Annotated in this window: 18 protein-coding genes and 1 tRNA gene; 7 read left to right on the top strand and 12 right to left on the bottom strand. The window is 68.4% G+C overall.

From position 1 onward, the window contains the following. Nucleotides 1–51 precede the first annotated feature (51 nt). The 4 genes from ACMGER_RS10715 to ACMGER_RS10700 all read left to right on the top strand — a co-directional run bounded on the left by ACMGER_RS10715 (nucleotide 52) and on the right by ACMGER_RS10700 (nucleotide 2,670). On the top strand, nucleotides 52–816 hold the full coding sequence (locus ACMGER_RS10715; protein ID WP_436812132.1) for an SDR family oxidoreductase: 765 nt from the start codon (nucleotides 52–54) through the stop codon (nucleotides 814–816). Next, complete coding sequence (locus ACMGER_RS10710) at nucleotides 816–1,616, top strand: SDR family NAD(P)-dependent oxidoreductase (RefSeq protein ID WP_436812131.1); 801 nt, start codon at nucleotides 816–818, stop codon at nucleotides 1,614–1,616. The genes ACMGER_RS10715 and ACMGER_RS10710 overlap by 1 nt, the downstream gene beginning before the upstream one ends. Before the next feature lie 356 nt (nucleotides 1,617–1,972). Continuing rightward, complete coding sequence (locus ACMGER_RS10705) at nucleotides 1,973–2,173, top strand: hypothetical protein (RefSeq protein ID WP_436812130.1); 201 nt, start codon at nucleotides 1,973–1,975, stop codon at nucleotides 2,171–2,173. 251 nt (nucleotides 2,174–2,424) lie between these two features. Next, nucleotides 2,425–2,670, top strand: coding sequence for a hypothetical protein (locus ACMGER_RS10700; protein WP_436812129.1), 246 nt, complete (start codon nucleotides 2,425–2,427; stop codon nucleotides 2,668–2,670). A 328-nt stretch (nucleotides 2,671–2,998) separates the two neighbouring features. On the opposite strand, the gene ACMGER_RS10695 is transcribed toward ACMGER_RS10700, so the two are convergent. From ACMGER_RS10695 to ACMGER_RS10670, 6 genes are all read right to left on the bottom strand, one after another. After that, entirely contained in the window at nucleotides 2,999–3,907 is a 909-nt protein-coding gene (locus ACMGER_RS10695; protein ID WP_436812128.1) for an acyl-CoA thioesterase, read from the bottom strand. A 101-nt stretch (nucleotides 3,908–4,008) separates the two neighbouring features. Next, on the bottom strand, nucleotides 4,009–5,136 hold the full coding sequence (locus ACMGER_RS10690; RefSeq protein WP_436812127.1) for an acyl-CoA dehydrogenase family protein: 1,128 nt from the start codon (nucleotides 5,134–5,136) through the stop codon (nucleotides 4,009–4,011). A gap of 130 nt (nucleotides 5,137–5,266) precedes the next feature. After that, complete coding sequence (locus ACMGER_RS10685) at nucleotides 5,267–6,454, bottom strand: acyl-CoA dehydrogenase family protein (RefSeq protein ID WP_436812126.1); 1,188 nt, start codon at nucleotides 6,452–6,454, stop codon at nucleotides 5,267–5,269. Between the two features lie 3 nt (nucleotides 6,455–6,457). Beyond that, nucleotides 6,458–7,771: an amidase family protein gene (locus tag ACMGER_RS10680; RefSeq protein ID WP_436812125.1), complete on the bottom strand. Its 1,314-nt coding sequence runs from the start codon at nucleotides 7,769–7,771 to the stop codon at nucleotides 6,458–6,460. 41 nt (nucleotides 7,772–7,812) lie between these two features. Beyond that, entirely contained in the window at nucleotides 7,813–9,840 is a 2,028-nt protein-coding gene (locus ACMGER_RS10675; RefSeq protein ID WP_436812124.1) for a 3-hydroxyacyl-CoA dehydrogenase NAD-binding domain-containing protein, read from the bottom strand. Between the two features lie 22 nt (nucleotides 9,841–9,862). Then, on the bottom strand, nucleotides 9,863–11,083 hold the full coding sequence (locus tag ACMGER_RS10670) for a serine hydrolase domain-containing protein (RefSeq protein ID WP_436812123.1): 1,221 nt from the start codon (nucleotides 11,081–11,083) through the stop codon (nucleotides 9,863–9,865). Between the two features lie 194 nt (nucleotides 11,084–11,277). On the opposite strand from ACMGER_RS10670, the gene ACMGER_RS10665 reads away from it, so the two are divergent. After that, entirely contained in the window at nucleotides 11,278–12,984 is a 1,707-nt protein-coding gene (locus tag ACMGER_RS10665) for a class I adenylate-forming enzyme family protein (RefSeq protein WP_436812864.1), read from the top strand. Nucleotides 12,985–13,187: 203 nt separating this feature from the next. Here ACMGER_RS10665 and ACMGER_RS10660 read toward each other — a convergent pair whose 3' ends face one another. Then, nucleotides 13,188–13,439, bottom strand: coding sequence for a hypothetical protein (locus ACMGER_RS10660; protein WP_436812122.1), 252 nt, complete (start codon nucleotides 13,437–13,439; stop codon nucleotides 13,188–13,190). Nucleotides 13,440–13,502: 63 nt separating this feature from the next. Beyond that, a complete protein-coding gene (locus tag ACMGER_RS10655) occupies nucleotides 13,503–14,972 on the bottom strand; it encodes an FGGY family carbohydrate kinase (RefSeq protein WP_436812121.1) in 1,470 nt (489 codons plus the stop codon). Between the two features lie 185 nt (nucleotides 14,973–15,157). Here ACMGER_RS10655 and ACMGER_RS10650 point away from each other — a divergent pair, with 185 nt between their 5' ends. Then, entirely contained in the window at nucleotides 15,158–16,306 is a 1,149-nt protein-coding gene (locus ACMGER_RS10650) for an AI-2E family transporter (RefSeq protein WP_436812863.1), read from the top strand. A 23-nt stretch (nucleotides 16,307–16,329) separates the two neighbouring features. Next, a tRNA-Asp gene (locus ACMGER_RS10645) sits at nucleotides 16,330–16,406 on the top strand. Nucleotides 16,407–16,429: 23 nt separating this feature from the next. On the opposite strand, the gene ACMGER_RS10640 is transcribed toward ACMGER_RS10645, so the two are convergent. From ACMGER_RS10640 to ACMGER_RS10625, 4 genes are all read right to left on the bottom strand, one after another. Further along, nucleotides 16,430–16,651 carry a DUF2842 domain-containing protein gene (locus ACMGER_RS10640; protein WP_436812120.1) on the bottom strand — a complete coding sequence of 74 codons (222 nt, stop codon included), beginning with the start codon at nucleotides 16,649–16,651 and terminating at the stop codon, nucleotides 16,430–16,432. Further along, the gene (locus ACMGER_RS10635; RefSeq protein ID WP_436812119.1) at nucleotides 16,648–17,190 is read right to left on the bottom strand and encodes a 5-formyltetrahydrofolate cyclo-ligase; all 543 of its coding nucleotides are present in this window, start codon (nucleotides 17,188–17,190) and stop codon (nucleotides 16,648–16,650) included. The genes ACMGER_RS10640 and ACMGER_RS10635 overlap by 4 nt, the downstream gene beginning before the upstream one ends. A gap of 190 nt (nucleotides 17,191–17,380) precedes the next feature. After that, nucleotides 17,381–17,689, bottom strand: coding sequence for a cell division protein ZapA (locus ACMGER_RS10630; protein ID WP_436812118.1), 309 nt, complete (start codon nucleotides 17,687–17,689; stop codon nucleotides 17,381–17,383). After that, nucleotides 17,689–17,877 (bottom strand): hypothetical protein, encoded by a 189-nt coding sequence (locus ACMGER_RS10625; protein WP_436812117.1) that lies wholly within the window; start codon nucleotides 17,875–17,877, stop codon nucleotides 17,689–17,691. The genes ACMGER_RS10630 and ACMGER_RS10625 overlap by 1 nt, the downstream gene beginning before the upstream one ends. Nucleotides 17,878–17,966 lie beyond the last annotated feature (89 nt).

The following is a 17,966-nucleotide window of genomic DNA, read 5'->3' as shown; positions in this document are numbered from 1 at the left end:
TCATCCCAGCGAAAGCGTGATGACGGAGGGAGAAGGAGAGGGACGAACAGGATGAGATTATTCGACCTGACCGGCAAGGTCGCGATCGTCACCGGATCGTCGCGCGGCATCGGCAGGGCCTCGGCCGAGGCGCTGGCCGCCCATGGCGCAAAGGTGGTGATCTCGAGCCGCAAGCAGGACGCCTGCGATCCCGTCGCCGCCGCGATCGACGCCGAGCATGGTGCAGGCACCGCGATCGCCGTCGCGGCCAGCATCTCCGACAAGGTTGCGCTGCAGACCCTCGTCGACCGGACGCGGCAGGCGTTCGGCCGGATCGACGTGCTCGTCTGCAACGCCGCGTCCAATCCCTATTACGGACCGCTGGCGGGGATCGCCGACGAGCAGTTCCGCAAGATCCTGGACAACAACATCCTGTCGAACCACTGGCTGATCCAGATGGTCGCGCCCGAGATGCGCGAGCGCCGCGACGGGTCGATCGTCATCGTCTCGTCGATCGGCGGCCTGCGCGGATCGCCGGCGATCGGGGCCTATAACGTCTCCAAGGCGGCCGACTTCCAGCTCGCGCGCAACTATGCGGTCGAATATGGGCCGGACAATGTCCGGGTGAACTGCATCGCGCCGGGACTGATCAAGACCGACTTCGCCCGCGCGCTGTGGGACACGCCCGAGGCGGAGAAGCGCAGCTCCGAGCAGACGCCGCTGCGCCGGCTGGGCGAGCCGGAGGATATCGCCGGCGCGGTGGTCTATCTCGCCTCGCCCGCGAGCCGCTACATGACGGGGCAGGCGGTGGTAGTCGACGGCGGGGTAACGATCTGATGGCGCGCTTCACGGGCAGGTCGATCATCGTCACCGGCGCGGGATCGGGCATCGGCCGCGCCTCGGCCCGGCTGTTCGCGGCGGAAGGCGGGCAGGTGGTCGCCGCCGACCGGACCGAGGCGGTGGACGAGACGGTCGAGCTGATCGCGGCCGCGGGCGGGACGGCAACGGCGATCCGGATGGACGCCGGCAGCGAAGGCGACGTCGCGCGCACCGTCGCGCTGGCGGTCGAGCGGTATGGCGGGCTCGACGTGATCTACGCCAATGCCGGCATTGCCGGCGGCATGGCCGGCATCTTCGAATCCTCGGTCGAACTGTGGACCGAGGTGCTGCGCGTCAATCTGATCGGGCCGTTCCTGGCGATCAAGCATGGCGCTCCGGAGATCATCAAGCGCGGCAGGGGCGCGATCGTCTGCACCGCCAGCGTCGCCGGCATCCGCTCGGGGGCGGGCGGGCCGGCCTATTCGGCGTCCAAGGCGGGGGTGATCAATCTGGTCCAGACCGCGGCGCAGCAGCTCACGGGCACCAACGTACGCGTCAACGCGATCTGTCCGGGCCTGATCGAGACCGGGATGACGCAGCGCGTGTTCGACTATGCGCGCGAGGCCGGCAAGCTCGACAAGGTCGGGCGGCTCAATCCGCTCAGGCGCTATGGCGTGCCCGAGGAGATCGCGCGCGCCGCACTGTTCCTCGCGTCCGACGACGCCGGCTACGTCAACGGCCAGGCGATCATCGTCGATGGCGGTCTCTCGTCGAGCCATCCGGTGACGCGGCAGGAATTCGGCAAGCCGGCGGTGTAGGGTCGATCCGACGGATCGATCCGATTCGGCGCCGATTATTAAAGGACAGTAACGATCGAAGGTTATTCTCCGCACTAATACCGGCAAGTCGCGCGTCGATCTCTCACAGGATACAGCGCCAAGTGGCGATTTCGCGACCGGTCGTGTCGAATTCGGGATGTCGATCCCTAGCAAGCTTGTGGTGGAAGCTGCTTTGCGTTAAGCGGACTGCGTCGTTCGGCCGAGGCCGGGCGTCGACGCGACGGTCCGGCAGGATCCGAGCCTGTAACTGTGTACGCGATCATCATCCGAGTTATCTCTCTCGAAAGGGGCTGTTTTCTATGCGCGCCAGACTTCTGACGTCAGCCGCCATTGCCATGTCTCTCATCGCCGCTCCGGCGCTCGCGAATCCGGCGGCTCGCCTGTCGGTCGCCAAGGCGTCGCAGGTTCGCGCGTCGTCGCCCGCCGACAAGGCGTCGCACCTTGCGTCGGGCGTGTGGATCGGCCTCGCGGCTGTGGCGATCATCGCCGGCATCGTCATCATCGCCGATGACGACGACGACGCGGACAGCAACTGATCCGACGGTTGCATGAATTCGGCCGCGTCCGTGGACGCGGCCTGAGGGATCGTCCGGTGGTGAAGGTCATCCTTCAATCGCCGGGCGATTTTCTTTTGCCCAGTGAACTTGCGCGGTCGTCGTTGTTGGGATAGCTTTGTGCGGTGCAGAAGATGATTGCACCCATGCTCGCATGGACCTTATGGAACCCAAGCGGGTGAGTTGCGTTACGAATCGCCTGAGGGTTAAACCGTCGAAGGGGTTACTTCATTATGCGTATCAGGCTTATGACATCCGCTGCGATCGCGCTGTCTTTGATCGCGACGCCGGCGCTTGCCAATCCGGCAGCGAAGCTTTCGGTTGCCAATGCGCCGCAGGTTCGCGCGTCCTCGCAGATCGACGGCAAGTCGCGGCTTGCTCCCGGAGCCTGGGCCGCCGTCGTCGGCGCTCTCGCCATCGGCGCCGGTGCGATCATCCTCGCGGTCGATGACGACGACGACGATTCCGACAGCAACTGAGAATTCCGGCTGCTAGCCGGTTTGCGGGCCGCCGGTTCTCCGGCGGCCTTTTTCTTGGGGCTAGAGCAGGATCAACTGAGATTGAGTCGTCATCCACGCGAAAGCGGGGATCGAGAGCCAAATGGGCCCTCGCTCGCGACCCTGGATTCCGGCTTTCGCGGGGATGACGATAACGTGATCACGCCTTAGGGTGTGTACCCAATGCCGCCAAAGATCCGTCCTCTCCGGTTTACAATAGTGAAAGTGCCTCTGCGAAAGCAGGAGCTCACGCGACTGGCGGTGTGTCCGTGATCGTTCGCAGGAGCACGATCGGTTTCATCCGGACAGGCTAACCGCGCAGCCGGATGAGGCCCTCTTGGGCGGTGCCCGCGACGAGGCGGCCGTCGCGGCTGTAGATCTTCCCGCGGTTGAAGCCGCGGGCGTGGCCGGCCCAGGGGCTGTCGGTAACGTAGAGCAGCCACTCGTCCGCCCGCGCCGGCTCATGCAGCCATACGGCATGGTCGAGGCTGGCGGTCTGCATGTTGTGCGACATCCAGGTGACGCCGTGCGGCAGCATCGCCGTGCCGAGCAGCGCCATGTCCGAGGCATAGGAGATCACCGCGCGGTGCAGCGCCGGATCGTCGGGCAGCGGTGCGATCGCGCGGAACCAGCTCTGATAGACGGGCGCGGATTTCTCGGGCTTATGCCATAGCCGCGGCGTCACCGGACGGATCTCGATCGGGCGGCGGCGCAGGAAGAAGGGGCGCATCCGCTCCGGGATCTCGTCGATCGCCTCGCGGCGCAGCGCCTGCTCGTTCCTGAGATCCTCGGGCGGCGGCACGTCCGGCATCGGATCCTGGTGGTGGAGCCCGTCCTCGGGAAGCTGGAACGAGGCCGCCATGTTGAGGATCGGCTGGCCGCGCTGCATCGCGATGATCCGGCGGGTGGCGAAGCTGCGGCCCTCGAAATCGCGCACGACACGGTAGATGATCGGGAAATCCTCGTCGCCGGGGCGCATGAAATAGGCGTGGAGCGAGTGGGCGATCTTGCCCTCGCCGACCGAGCGCTGCGCCGATTGCAGCGCCTGCGCGATCACCTGACCGCCGAATACGCGGCCGCGACCGCCCGGCTGGCGCGAGCCGCGATAGAGATCGGTGTCGAGTTCCTCCACGTCGAGCAGGACGACCAGCTCGGCGACGATCTCCGCGTCGGTGCGGCGGGGTTTCGGGGTTTCGTCAGAGATTTCGGGGTCTGCCATCCACAATCCGTTCGTGCTGAGCTTGTCGAAGCACCGTTCTTTCGCGCCCTCGATAGGAAGGAGGACGGCCCTTCGGCAAGCTCAGGGCGAACGGGGAGAGGTCAATAGCCGGCGTTCCTGGCGAGCATGTCGGCATGGAAATTGACGTCGCCGAACATCTCCGCGAGCACGCGGGCGCGCTTCATGTAGAAGCCGATGTCGAACTCGTCGGTCATGCCGATGCCGCCGTGCATCTGGATGCCTTCCTGCACCGCGAGCGTGGTGGCAAGCCCCGTCATCGCCTTGGCGACCGCGACCGCCTCCGCCGCACGCTCGTCGCCGGCGTCGAGCAGCTGCTGCGCCTTGAGGGTGGCGGCACGGGCGACCTCCATCTCCGCATAGAGATGGGCGGCGCGGTGCTGGAGCGCCTGGAAGCTGCCGATCGCGACGCCGAACTGCTTGCGCTCCTTCAGATAGCCGACCGTCATGTCCATCGCGCCGCCGCCGACGCCGAGCAGCTCGGCCGCGGCGCCGGCGCGGGCGGCGCGCATCAGCCGGCGGAGCGGATCGCGGCCGGCGTCGACCTCGCCGATCACGGCGTCGGCGTCGACCTCGACGTTATCGAACTCCAGGCGGGCGGCGAGGCTCGCATCGGCAAGGCGCTCGGGCGTGGCGGCGAGGCCGGCGGCGTCCTTCGGCACGGCGAACAGGGTGAGGCCGTCCATGTCCGCAGGGGCGCCGGCGGTGCGGGCGGCGACGATGATGACGTCGGCGACGTGGCCGTGGGTGACGAACTGTTTCCTGCCATTCAATTTGAAGCCATTACCCGAACGCTCTGCTTTCATGGCGAAATAATTGAGATGCTTTGGACCTTCGTCGATCGCGAGGGCGGCGACGGCGTCGCCGGCGATGATGCCGGGGAACCAGCGGGCGGCGTGGACGGTGCCCTTCAACGCTTCGACCGCCGCGACGGCGGTCGTGAGGAAAGGTGAAGGCGACAGGTTGCGGCCGATCTCCTCCAACACCACGCCGGCCTCGACATGGCCGAGGCCTACGCCGTTGTCCGCCTCCGGGATGAGAATGCCGGTGAAGCCCATTTCGGCGAACTGCTTCCACAGATCGCGGCTGAAGCCGGTCGGGTCGTTTGCATCGCGCAGGCTGCGCAGATGGCTGACCGGAGCGTGCTCGGCGACGAAATCCTTCGCGGTGTCGCGGAGCATCGTCTGTTCGTCGTTGAGGTAGAGGGGCATTGTCGTCTCCTGCTCCCTCTCCCCACCGGGGAGAGGGTTGGGGAGAGGGGCGGTGCCGCAGGCGCCGGTCTCGGTGAGACCTCATCCCCTCTCCCAACCCTCTCCCCAAAGGGGGGAGGGCTAAAGTTTGTCAGGCTCCGGGCAGTTCCAGGATCCGTTTGGCGACGATGTTGAGCTGGATCTCACTGGTGCCGCCTTCGATCGAGTTGGCCTTGGTCCTGAGCCACGCCCGTGCCGCCCCGCCATGGTGCGATGCGTCGCTTTCCCATTCGAGCGCGTCGGAGCCGCCGGCCACCATCATCAGCTCGTGGCGCGCCTTGTTCAGCTCGGTGCCGTAGTATTTCATCATCGAGGGCTGGGCGGGATGCGCCTTGCCGGCCTTGAGCTCGTCGACGAACCGCTCGGACATCGCCGTGAAGGCCTTGGCCCGCACCTCGAACAGCGCGATCTGGGCGCGCAGCAGCGGGTCGGCGAGGCGGCCGTCGGCGTCGAGGCCGATGGTCGCGATCGCGCCCTCGACCAGCGGGTTGCCGGCGGCCGAGCCGAGGCCCATGCTCGAGATCATCTCGCGCTCGTGGCCGAGCAGGTATTTGGCGACGTCCCAGCCCTTGTTCTCGTCGTGGACGCGGTTCGCCTTAGGCACCTTCACATTGTCGAAGAAGGTCTCGCAGAAGGGCGAATAGCCGGAGATCAGCAGGATCGGCTTGGTCGAGACGCCCGGGCTCTCCATGTCGAACAGGAGGAAGCTGATGCCGCCCTGCTTCGACTCCTTCGAGGTGCGGACGAGGCAGAAGATCCAGTCGGCCTTGTCGGCGTAGCTGGTCCACACCTTCTGGCCGTTGACGACATAGTGGTCGCCGGCATCCTCTGCCGAGGTCTGGAGGCCGGCGAGGTCGGAGCCGGCGTTGGGTTCGGAATAGCCCTGGCACCAGCGGATCTCGCCGCGGGCGATCTTCGGCAGGTGCTCGAGCTTCTGGTCCTCGGTGCCGTATTTGAGCAGCGCCGGGCCGAGCATCGAGATGCCGAAGCTGTTGAGCGGATTGCGGCATTTGAGGCGGGCCATCTCCTCGCGGAGGATTTTCGTCTCGGCCGGGGAGAGCCCGCCGCCGCCATAGTCCTTCGGCCAGTCGGGGACCGTCCAGCCGCGATCGGCCATGCGGTCCATCCAGAGCTTCTGGTCGGGGTTCTTCGAGTAATCCGCCTTGCGGCCGCCCCAGTTGATGTCCGCTTCACCGCGTGCCGGCTGGCGCATCGAGGGCGGGCAGTTCGCCTCCAGCCAGGCTCGGGTCTCCGCGCGGAAGGTGTCGAGGTCGGTCATCTCTCAGGTCCTCATCAGGTCGTGCGCCGCCTTGGCCACGGCGATCGCGGTGTGGTCGGCGAGCGTGTCGGCGATCAGCTGGACGCCGATCGGCAGGCCATCGGGGTCGACGGCGATCGGCACGCTGGTCGCGGGCAGCATCGGGAAGGTGGCGAGGCCCGGGAAGGCGAACTGCGCTCCGAACGGGGTGGGTTCGCCATCGATCACCAGCTGGCGTTCGGCGAGCGGAGTCGGGTCGTGCGGGAAGGCGGTGACGCCGAGCGTGGGGGTGATCACCGCGTCATAGTCGGCGAACAGGTGGTTCCAGCGGCGGCGGTTGCGGGCCTGGTGGTCGTGGAGGTCGAACCATTCGGCCAGCGTCGGCGCCGGCTTTCCTTCCGGCGGGACGCCGCGGGTGATCGCGATGTTCAGCATGTGCATGTAGTGGCGGTGCTGCTCGGCGAGGTCGGGCAGCAGCGGGCTGTCGCGGTCGACATGCGCGCCGGCGCGCTCGAAGGCGCGGGCGAGGGCGTCGAGCGCGGCGCGGATCGGCGCGGCGACCTTGGCCGACGGATGGCCGTCGAGTACCAGCAAGCGCCATTCGCCGGGCTCGCGCTGGGCGGGCCTGGGGAGCGGCTGGCTGGCCAGGATGTCTAGCGCCAGTGCCAGATCGTCGGGATCGCGCGCCATCGGGCCGATCACCGCCATCGCCGCGCGGGCGCCGTCGGTGCGGGGGAAGCGATGGCCTTCGGAGGAGAGGGCGGCATAGGTCGGCTTGTGGCCCCAGACGCCATTGAAGGCGGCGGGGACGCGGATCGAACCGCCGATGTCGGAGCCCAGCTCGAGCGCGACATAGCCGGCCGCCAGCGCCGCGGCCGAGCCGCCCGAGGAGCCGCCGGCGACCCGGTCGGGGTTGTGGGGGTTGTTGGTGCGTCCGTAAACGGGATTGTCCGCCTGCAGGTCTGCGAGCGCGGGCGGGACGTTGGTCTTGCCGAGGATGATCGCGCCGGCATTCCTGAGTCGCTTCACCGCCTCCGCGTCGGCCGTCGCCACATAGTCGCGGTGCTCGACGAAGCCCCAGCTCGTCGGCAGGCCGGCGACGTCGAAGCTTTCCTTCACCGTCATCGGCAGGCCGAGCAGCGGGGTGCGCTCGCCTTCCATGATGCGGCGGTCGGCCTCGTCGGCGGCGGCGCGGGCGCGGTCGAAGTCGCGGACGACGACGGCGTTGATGACGGCGTCGCCGGATTCGATGCGGGCGATCGCGGATTCGACCTCGGCGCGGGCGGAGGTTTCGCCTGCCGCAATGGCGGCGACGGTTTCTTGGGCGGTGCGGATCATTAGCCCTCTCCCCAGAGGGGAGAGAGAGATTTGGGTTTCCATCAAAATCCTTCCCCCTTCTCCGCCTTCTCGCGCAGCAGTGGGGCCACCTCGAAGCCGTGCTTCTCCAGCCCCTCGACGATCGTCTTGAGCCCCACCGTGTTCGCCCAGAACATCGGCCCGCCGCGGTAGACCGGCCAGCCGTAGCCGTAGATCCACACCACATCGATGTCGGACGCGCGCTGGGCCATGCCCTCGGCGAGGATCTTCGCACCCTCGTTGACCATCGGGTAGAGCGTGCGCTCGACGATCTCCTCGTCGGTCACCGCGTGCTGGGGCGTGCCGGTCTTCTTGCGGAACTCCTCGATGATCTCGGCGACGCGTGGGGACGGCGTCGGATTGCGCTTCTCGTCATAGTCGTAGAAGCCCGCGCCCTTCTTCTGTCCCCAGCGGCCCTCGGCGCAGAGCGCGTCGCGGATGCTCTCGATGCGCGTGGGATCGCGGTGCCAGCCGATGTCGACGCCGGCGAGGTCGCTCATCTGGAAAGGGCCCATCGGCATCCCGAACCCGACATGGACCTTGTCGATCTGCTCGGGGCCGGCGCCCTCCATCAGCAGCTTGTTGGCCTCGACCTGCCGCGGCATCAGCATCCGGTTGCCGATGAAGCCGAAGCAGACGCCGGCGACCACCGCGACCTTGCGGATCGTCTTGGCGAGCGCCATCACCGTCGCCAGCACGTCGGGTGCGGTCTTCGCGCCGCGCACCACCTCCAGCAGCTTCATCACGTTCGCCGGCGAGAAGAAGTGCATTCCCAGCACGTCCTGCGGCCGCGAGGTCGCCGCGGCGATCTCGTCGATGTCGAGATAGCTGGTGTTGGAGGCGAGGATCGCGCCGGGCTTCGCAATCCTGTCGAGCCTGCCGAACACCTCCTTCTTGACGTCCATGCTCTCATAGACCGCCTCGATGATGAGGTCGCAGTCGGCGAGGGCGTCGAAATCGAGCGTGGGAGTGAGGAGGCCGATCGCCTTCTCGACCTGTGCGGCAGTGAGGCGGCCCTTGGCGGCGGTGGCCTCGTAGTTCTTGCGGATCGTGGCCGTGCCGCGGTCGAGCGCCTCCTGCGCCATCTCGACGATCGTCACCGGGATACCCACCGACAGGAAGTTCATGCTGATGCCGCCGCCCATCGTGCCGGCGCCGATCACGCCGACCCGGCGGATGTCGCGCAGCTCGATATCCTCGGGGATGCCGTCGATCCTCGCCGCCTTGCGCTCGGCGAAGAAGATGTGGCGCTGGGCGGCCGATTGGGTGCCCATCATCAGCTTCATGAATTCCTGGCGCTCGAAGGCGATGCCGTCGGCGAAGCTCGCGCCCGAGGCCGCCTTCTCGACGCAGGCGATGTTGGCGAACGGCGCCTCGAAGCCGCGGAAGCGTCGGGCGTTGGCCTTCTTGAAGGCTTCGACCGCTTCCGGATCGGGCGTCACGCTCTTCTCGGAAGCACGGGGCAGGGGGCGCCAGTCGGCGACCTCGCGGGCGAAGGTGACCGCATCGGGCTCCAGGCTGTCCTCGCCGGCGAGGCGATCGATCAGCCCGGCATCGAGCGCACGCTCGGCGGAGATCGGGTCGCCGAGCGCGGTCATCTCCAGCGCCAGCTTGACGCCGGCGACGCGCGGGATGCGCTGGGTGCCGCCCGCGCCGGGAAGCAGGCCGAGCTTCACCTCGGGCGTGCCGAGCTTCGCCGACGGCACGGCGATGCGGTAGTGGCAGCCGAGCGCCACCTCGCAACCGCCGCCGAACGCGGTGCCGTGGATCGCCGCCACCACCGGCTTGTCGAGCGCCTCGATCGCGTCGACCACGGCGGGCAGCCAGGGCTCGACCGGCGGCTTGCCGAACTCGGTGATGTCGGCGCCGGCGAAGAAGGTCCTGCCGTCGCAGCGGATCACCACCGCCTTGATCGCCGGATCAGCGGCGGCTTCCTTGATGCCGGCGTCGAGGCCCTGGCGCACCGCGGCGCCGAGCGCGTTCACCGGCGGGTTGTCCGAGATGATGACGAGGACGTCGTTGTGGCGTTCGGTGCGGATCAGGGAGGTCATCGGTTCTTCTCTCCTCAAAAGGTCAGGCCAGCGCCGAGTAGATCAGCGTCTTGAGCTCGCGCCGGATCGGGTAGGTGTTGGAGGGCGACATCTGGGTCATGAACACCATGGTGATGCGCTCGACCGGATCGATGAAGAAGGCGGTCGAGAACATGCCGCCCCAATAATATTCGCCGACGCTGCCGGGGATCATCGACTTTGCGACGTCCTGGGTGACGGCGAAGCCGAGGCCGAAGCCGGTGCCGGCGTTGGTGGTCTCGCTGAACAGCGAGCGCGACATGGTGGCGAGGTCGGACTTGTCGGGGAGATGGTTGAGCGTCATCAGCTCGATCGTCTTGCGCGAGACGAGGCGGGTGCCGTCGAGCTCGCCGCCGTTCAGGCACATGCGGCAGAAGCGGTGATAGTCGAGCGCGGTCGACACCAGCCCGCCGCCACCCGATGCCAGGGTCGGCGGCTTGGCCCAGGCCGAGGCGTCGGCGCGGTCGTACATGATACGGCCCTTGCCGGCGACGAAGGTGTAGCAGTCGGTCAGCCGGTGGAGCTTGTCCTCGGGAACGTGGAAGAAGGTGTCGTCCATGCCGAGCGGCGCGAAGATGCGCTCGCGGAACACCTCCGGCAGCGGCTTGCCGGCGAGGCGCTGGACGATCGCGCCGAGCACGTCGGTCGACACCGAATAGTTCCATGCCTCGCCGGGCGAGAATTCGAGCGGCAGCTTGGCCAGCGCCGCGACGAAGCCGTCGAGGTCGAGGTTGCCGTGCCACGCCTCGATCTTGCCCTCGCGATAGGCGGCGTCGACGTTCGAGCGGTTCTGGAAGCCGTAGGTGAGGCCCGAGGTATGGCGTAGCAGGTCGACTACCCGCATCGGCTCGGCGGTGGGGCGGGTGACGAAGGGCACGCCGGCGCCGCCGCCGTCGTAGACGCCGATGCCCTTGAACTCGGGCAGGACGTGGTGGACCGGCGTGTCGAGCGCGACCTTGCCCTCCTCGACCAGCATCATGAGGGCGATCGAGGTGATCGGCTTGGTCATGCTGGCGATGCGGAACAGGCTGGTCTCGTCGATCGGCGGACCGCCCTCGCGCGCGGCGCCGAGGCTGGCGAAATGGACGATCCCGCCGTCGCGGCCGATCAGGATCTGGGCGTTGGGAAGCTTGCCCGAGGCGACGTAGCGCTCGTCGAGCAGCGCATCGATTCGCGCCAGGCGGGTGCGGTCGAAGCCATGATCCTCGGGCCGCGCCAGCTCCATCTTCCCTCCATACCAGTGTTTCGAATCATTGCTCTAGCCGTATCCGGCCGACGAGGCGCTTCTATTGCCTTGAGCGCGGCGCGAATCAACACTAACCTTCTTGGCAAGAGGTGACCACGCCCAAACCCGACTTTCGAGTGGAGAGTGATGTGACGACCGAGCCCCTGATCCCGCTTCCCCCCGGCTGGCCGAAGATGAGCATGGAGCAGGCCGAGGCGCTGCTCACTGCGCCCGGCGCCAAGTTCGAGATGGAGACGGTCGACATCCGCGGCGTGCCGACGCGGGTGTGGAAGCATTCGCCGCCGACGCTCGCCCTGCTGATCATGGCGTCGCAGCTGCATGGCGACCGCGTCTTCACCATCTACGAAGGCGAACGCGTCACCTACGCCGCCAACTTCAAGGCGGTCACGCACCTTGCCGCGAAGCTTCGGGAGATGGGGGTCGGGAAGGGCGACCGGGTGGCACTGGCCGCGCGCAACCTGCCCGAATGGCCGACGATCTTCTTCGCGATCACCGCCATCGGCGCGATCTGTGTGCCGCTCAACGCCTGGTGGACGGGCGGCGAACTCGAATACGGCCTGAGCGACTCCGGATCGAGGATCCTGTTCGTCGACGGCGAGCGGCACGAGCGGCTCAAGGACTGCTATGAGCGGCTGCCCGATCTGGAGCGCGTGGTCGTCACCCGCGCACGCGGACCGCTGGACGGGATCGCGGCGTCGCTCGGAGACCTGATCGGCCCGACCTCGGCGTGGGCCGACCTGCCGCCGGCGGCGCTGCCCCAGGTCGAGCTCGCACCCGACGACGACGCCACGATCTTTTACACCAGCGGCACCACGGGCCACCCCAAGGGGGCGCTCGGCACCCACCGCAACATCTGCACCAACATCCTCTCCAGCGGCTATTCGGCGGCGCGCTCGTCGCTCAGGCGTGGCGAGGAGCCTGCGCTGCCGGAGCCGCGCACGGTGCTGGCAGTGATCCCGCTGTTTCATGTGACGGCTTGCAGCGCGGCGCTGATGGGCTGTGTCGCCGTCGGCAACACGCTGATCTTCATGCGCAAATGGGACCCCGTCGCGGCGATGGAGATCATCGAGCGCGAAAAGGTCCACGTGACCGGCGGCGTGCCGACGATCGCGTGGCAGCTGCTCGAGCATCCCGATCGCCACAAGTACGATCTCTCGTCGCTCGAATCGATCGCCTATGGCGGCGCCCCTTCGGCGCCGGAGCTGGTGAAGCGCATCTACACCGAATTCGGCGCGCTGCCGGGCAATGGCTGGGGCATGACCGAAACGATGGCGACCGTCACCGGCCACAGCGCCGAGGACTATCTCAACCGGCCGACGAGCTGCGGCCCGCCGGTCGCGGTGGCCGACCTCAGGATCATGACCGTCGACGACGAGAATCCGCGCGAGCTGCCGGTCGGCGAGGTCGGCGAGCTGTGGGCCAGGGGGCCGATGGTGGTGAAGGGCTATTGGAACAAGCCCGAGGCGACCGCGGCGACCTTCATCGACGGTTGGGTCCGCACGGGCGACCTCGCGCGGCTCGACGAGGAGGGCTTCTGCTACATCGTCGACCGCGCCAAGGACATCATCATCCGGGGCGGCGAGAACATCTATTCGTCGGAGGTCGAGGACGTGCTCTACGCGCATCCGGCGGTGACCGACGCGGCGCTGATCGGCGTGCCGCACCGCACGCTCGGCGAGGAGCCGGTGGCGGTGGTGCACCTCGCGCCGGGGATGCAGGCGGGCGAGGCCGAGCTCCAGCAATGGGTCCGCGACCGGCTGGCGGCATTCAAGGTGCCGGTGGCGGTCCGCTTCGTGAAGGAGACGCTGCCGCGCAACGCCAACGGCAAGATCCTGAAGAAGGAGCTGAAGGCGATGTTCGCGGGGCAGGAAGCGGCTTAGGGTGTAGGCTCAATGCCGCCAACGGTCTGGACGGATTGGTCGGATCCTGCAGCCAAACTCCGGCGTCATCCCGGGCTTGATCCGGGATCCAGAGTTGCAAGCGACGCCGCTCGTGACCCTGGATCCCGGACAAGTCCGGCATGACGGATGGAGCGACGGTGCCTCGAGTTGCCAATGGCAATCGCTTCCGGAGAGCGACCTCCTTACCGTTCGAACTTCGGCGCCACGTCGGGCTTGAGCAGGTCCGGCGCGCTCATCATGCACGAGCCGTGGCGGCGCTTCTCGCAATAGCGCTGTTCGATAGTCCACTCGCGCACGCGCGACGTCGGTGAGCGGCGCGGCGGTGGCGATGTCGCGATCGGCGGGGGCGGGGCGAAGACCGGCGAGCCGGTGCGGGTGAAGTGCGCGCTTTGGGTCGGTGCGAAGCTGAACAGCAAGGCGGTCAGGACGATCATGCGCTTGACTCCCGAAGCTGGGGGCAGCGAACGCCTTTCCGGCTGAACCGGCGCTGAAGCGCGTCAGCGCGCTCCTTCGACGACGCTCCGCACCGCGCGTGCCCAGCCGTCGAGCCGCGCCTGTCGCTCGTCAGCGCCGAGCCGGGGCGTGAAGGTCTCGACGCGGCCGCGCATCGCCGCCGCCTCCTCGAGGCTCGCGAACAGGCCGCAGCCGACGCCCGCGAGCATCGCCGCGCCCAGCGCGGTGGTTTCGGCGAACGCCGGGCGCTCAACCTCGATCCCCAGCATGTCGGCCATGTCCTGCGCCATCCAGTCGTTGGCGACCATGCCGCCGTCGATGCGGAGGCACGACCAGTCGGCGCCGTCGGCGGCGAAGGCGGTCTTGAGGTCGTGCGCCTGGTGCGCCATCGCCTCCAGCGCGGCGCGGACGACGTGCGCGCGCGTCGCGGTGAAGGACAGGCCGGAGAGGCTGCCGCGCGCGTCCGGCTCCCACCACGGCGCGCCGAGCCCGGAGAGGGCGGGGACGCAGTAGACGCCGGCATTGTCCGCGACGCTCGCGGCCAGCGCCGCGGTCTCCTCCGCCGTCGCGATCAGGCCGAGGCTGTCGCGCAGCCATTTGATCAGGCTGCCGGCGACGAACACCGATCCCTCCAGCGCATAGGCGCGGCGCCCGCCGAGCTGCCATGCGACGGTCGCGAGCAGCCGGTGGCGCGAGACGGGCACGCGCGCGCCGTACTGGGTGAGCACGAAGGCGCCGGTACCGAACGTGCCCTTGCTGTCGCCGGGGGCGAGGCAGGCTTGGCCGATCGTCGCCGCCTGTTGGTCGCCGGCGAGGCCGCAGACCGGGATCGCGCCGCCGAACAGCGCCGTGGTGCCGAAGCGGCCGGCGCAGTCGACGATCTCCGGCAAGGCCCGGCGCGGCACGTCGAACAGCTCGGTGAGGCCGTCGTCCCATTGGCCGCTGCCGAGGCCCATCAGCAGCGTGCGCGAGGCGTTGGTGGCGTCGGTGACATGGAGACCGCCGGTCAGCTTCCAGACGAGCCAGCTCTCGACCGTCCCGACCGCCAGGCGCTCGCCTGCCTCGCGCAGCGCCGGCCAATGCCCGCACGCCCAGGCGATCTTGGTGCCGGAGAAATAGGGATCGAGCAGCAGCCCCGTGCGCGCCTGCACGCCGGGTTCCTCGCCGCGATCCTTGAGCCGGCGGCAGAGATCGGCGGTGCGCCGGTCCTGCCAGACGATCGCGGGGGCGAGCGGCTCGCCGGTGCTCCTGTCCCAGAACACCACCGTCTCGCGCTGGTTGGTGATGCCGATCGCCGCGATCCGCTCCGCTCCGCCGGCGCGCTCGACCATCGCCGCGGCGCAGCGGGCGCTCCTGTCCCAGATCTCCGCCGCGTCGTGCTCGACCCAGCCGGGGCGGGGGTAATGCTGCTCCAATTCCTCCTGCGCCGTGGCGAGGCAGCGGCCGTCGGCGGCGAACAGCATCGCGCGGGTGGAGGTGGTGCCTTCGTCGATGACGAGCAGGTGTTCGGTCATGGCGTGAGGCTAGCCCGCTTTTCTCCGAGGGGGAATTGCCGCTACAGTCCGGCCGAAAGGTGCGTTGCGTGGACGAAAAGCCGGCGAAGATCAGCAAAGCCGAGGCCGACGCGATCGTCGAGGCGACCGCCGCGGCAGCGCCGTCTCCGCCGCACGGCAAGGGAGACGCCGAGGAGGTCGAGGTCCTGCGGCGCGACCGCCTGCTCGCCGGGCTGACGCTGATCGCCGGGGTCGGCCTGGTCATCGCCGTGCCCTTCGCGCTTCAGTCCGGGTCGTCGTTCTTCCTTCCCACCACCGCCGCGATCGTCGTCGCGATCGCGCTGGTGCCGCTGCTCGAATGGCTGGAGGAGCACCATGTCCCTTCCGGCGTCGCCGCACTGATCTGCGTCCTGCTGTTCCTGATCGCGGTCAACATCGCGCTCGCCTCGATCGTGGTGCCGGCTTGGCAGTGGGTACGCATCCTTCCCGAGCGGCTCGACCAGATCCAGACCAACATCGCGCCGGTGATCGACTTCTACTCGAACCTCGAGAAGCTGGTGAACAAGACGCTCAGGCAGATGGCGCAGGTGCCCTCGCGCCAGCCGGTGGTGGCGCCGACCGCGCCGCCGCGCTCGGTGGTCGAGCTGTTCGCAACCTCGGCGCCGTCGGCGTTCATCGAGATGTTCTACGGCGTGCTGGTGGTCTATTTCTTCCTGGCGGGCTGGACGCGCACGCGGCGCAAGTGGATCACCAGCCGGACGAGCTTCGGCGGCGCGCTCGCGACGGCGCGGGTGATCCAGGACGTGGTCGACGACACCTCCGCCTATCTCGGCACGATCACCGCGATCAACGTGTCGCTAGGACTGATCGTCGCGGCGGCGCTCTACCTGATCGGGATGCCGACGCCGCTGATGTGGGGCGGGGTGGTCGCGCTGCTCAACTACATCCCCTATTTCGGGCCGATCCTGGCGGCGGCGCTGCTCGCGCTCGGCGGGCTGATGACCTTCGACGACCTGTGGTGGGCGCTGCTGCCCGCCGCCGTCATGGTCGGCTGCCATCTGCTCGAGGCGAATGCGGTGACGCCGTTCGTCGTCGGGCACCGGCTGACCATCAACCCGATCCTGATCCTGATCTCGCTGAGCTTCTGGGGCTGGGTATGGGGGACGCCGGGGGCGCTGCTCGCGGTGCCGCTGCTCATCATCATCCAGACGATCCTGAACGCCGCCGGCAAGCCGGACATCGCCGGCTTCCTGTTCGAGCACGGCACGCTGGTGCACGGCGACAGCGAGGGGCCGCGGCTGCGCGTGAGAAAAGGGGGCCAAACACCGGTTGACAGGGGTCAGGGCGGGCTCTAGGTGCCGCGCTCTCGCAGCGATACGCGGGTGTAGCTCAGTTGGTTAGAGCGCCGGCCTGTCACGCCGGAGGTCGCGGGTTCGAGCCCCGTCACTCGCGCCATTCCCGGCATTGGATACCGGGAATCAGGCGCGCCACCGCCCCGTCTCCATCCACATCAGCAGCGGCTTCAGCGGTGCGATCCAGACGATCCCGGCGACGAGATAGATGACCAGCTGCAGCGGCCAGGCGAGCGCGCCGATCGCGCCGGAGAAGCTGGTGACCAGCACCACCCAGACGGCGATATAGGCGAGCAGGGCGAACATGCCGGCGGGCTTGCGCCAGCTCGGCTTGGTTTCGGGAGTCACGGCAGAAGTCCTTGTTCGGTGACGACCGCGTGGAGCGGGACGTCCCAGGGATCGGTGTCGATCGCGAGCAGGCGCTGCACCGACCAGGCGATGCCGAGCCGCCACGCATCGGGATAGCGGGCGAAGGCGCGGTCGTAATGGCCGGCGCCCTGGCCCAGCCGGTTGAGCGAATCGTCGAACGCGACCAGCGGGGTCAGGATGATCGCCGGCGCCAGCGCCTCGCCGCCGCAGGCGGGCTGGCGCAGGCCGAACGGGCCGGGGTGGAGAGGGTCGCCGTCGCGCCAGGCGAAGAACCGCAGCTCGCCCTGCCGGTCGACGACGTGCGGCAGCGCCAGCGTGGCGCCGGCGTCGCGCGCGGCGGCGGCGAGCGGGGAAGGGTCCGCCTCGCTGCCGATCGGGATGTAGGAGGCGACGATCACCCCTGGCGCCAGGCGCGCGAGATATTCGGGCGGCGGCGCGATCACCGCGTCGCTCGCCATCGCGAAGGCGTCGCGCTCGGCACGCATCCGGGCGCGCAGGGCGCGCTTCCCATCGCTCATCGGAAATGCTCTCGGGAAGGGGTGGCGGGACCGCCGTGGCCGTGTGCCACGATATCCTCTGACGCACGGTACGTCAGGTGGGGACCATGTACGACAGACCAGGATCTGCGCAGGGACAGCCCCCATGGATGATGAATAGCCTCAGGGATATTTGGAGGCTCGTACCGGGCAGTGCCCGCCATTGCCCTATCTAGACCTGCACGGGACCATTCTCAAGGGCTGTCGCGAGGGATTCCAGCCGTTTGGCGATATGTTCCAGCACGGCGGCCACGTCTCCGTCGCCGCGGCTGCGGGTGCGCTCGGTCTCGACGAGCTCGTCGGCGAGCATCAGCGCGACGAACAGCATCATCCGCTCGCCGCCGGGCGACCCGGCCGCGCGGGCGGCGGCGTCGGCGTGGCGGTCGAGCCGGCGGCCCAGCGCCTCGAGCTCGGCTTCCTCGCCGTCGCGGCAGGCGACGACGTGGCTGCGGCCGCCGATGATGAGCTGGACCTCGGCCATCAGCCTTCGTCTTCCCGCGCGATGATCTCGTCGAGCGCGGCGATCGCGGCCTGGACGCGTTCGCGCAGGCGCTCGTGCCGACGTTCGAGCCCCGGCGTTCCGGTACGCAGCCGTGCCGCGGCGGTTTCGATCCGCGCCAGCGCGTCCTCGATCCTGCGCAGTGCAATTTCAGGCGCTTGGTCCGCCATTCCGGAGATGTAGCCCCAGGATTGCGGCGCGGCAAGTTCGGCCGCGGTTGACGCGGCGGGGTCTGCCCGCGCAAAGGCAGCGCGGCCGG

Origin of the sequence: Sphingomonas astragali (assembly GCF_051400615.1) — a bacterium.
Taxonomy (GTDB): domain Bacteria; phylum Pseudomonadota; class Alphaproteobacteria; order Sphingomonadales; family Sphingomonadaceae; genus Sphingomonas.
This window is presented reverse-complemented; position numbering and strand designations above follow the sequence as displayed.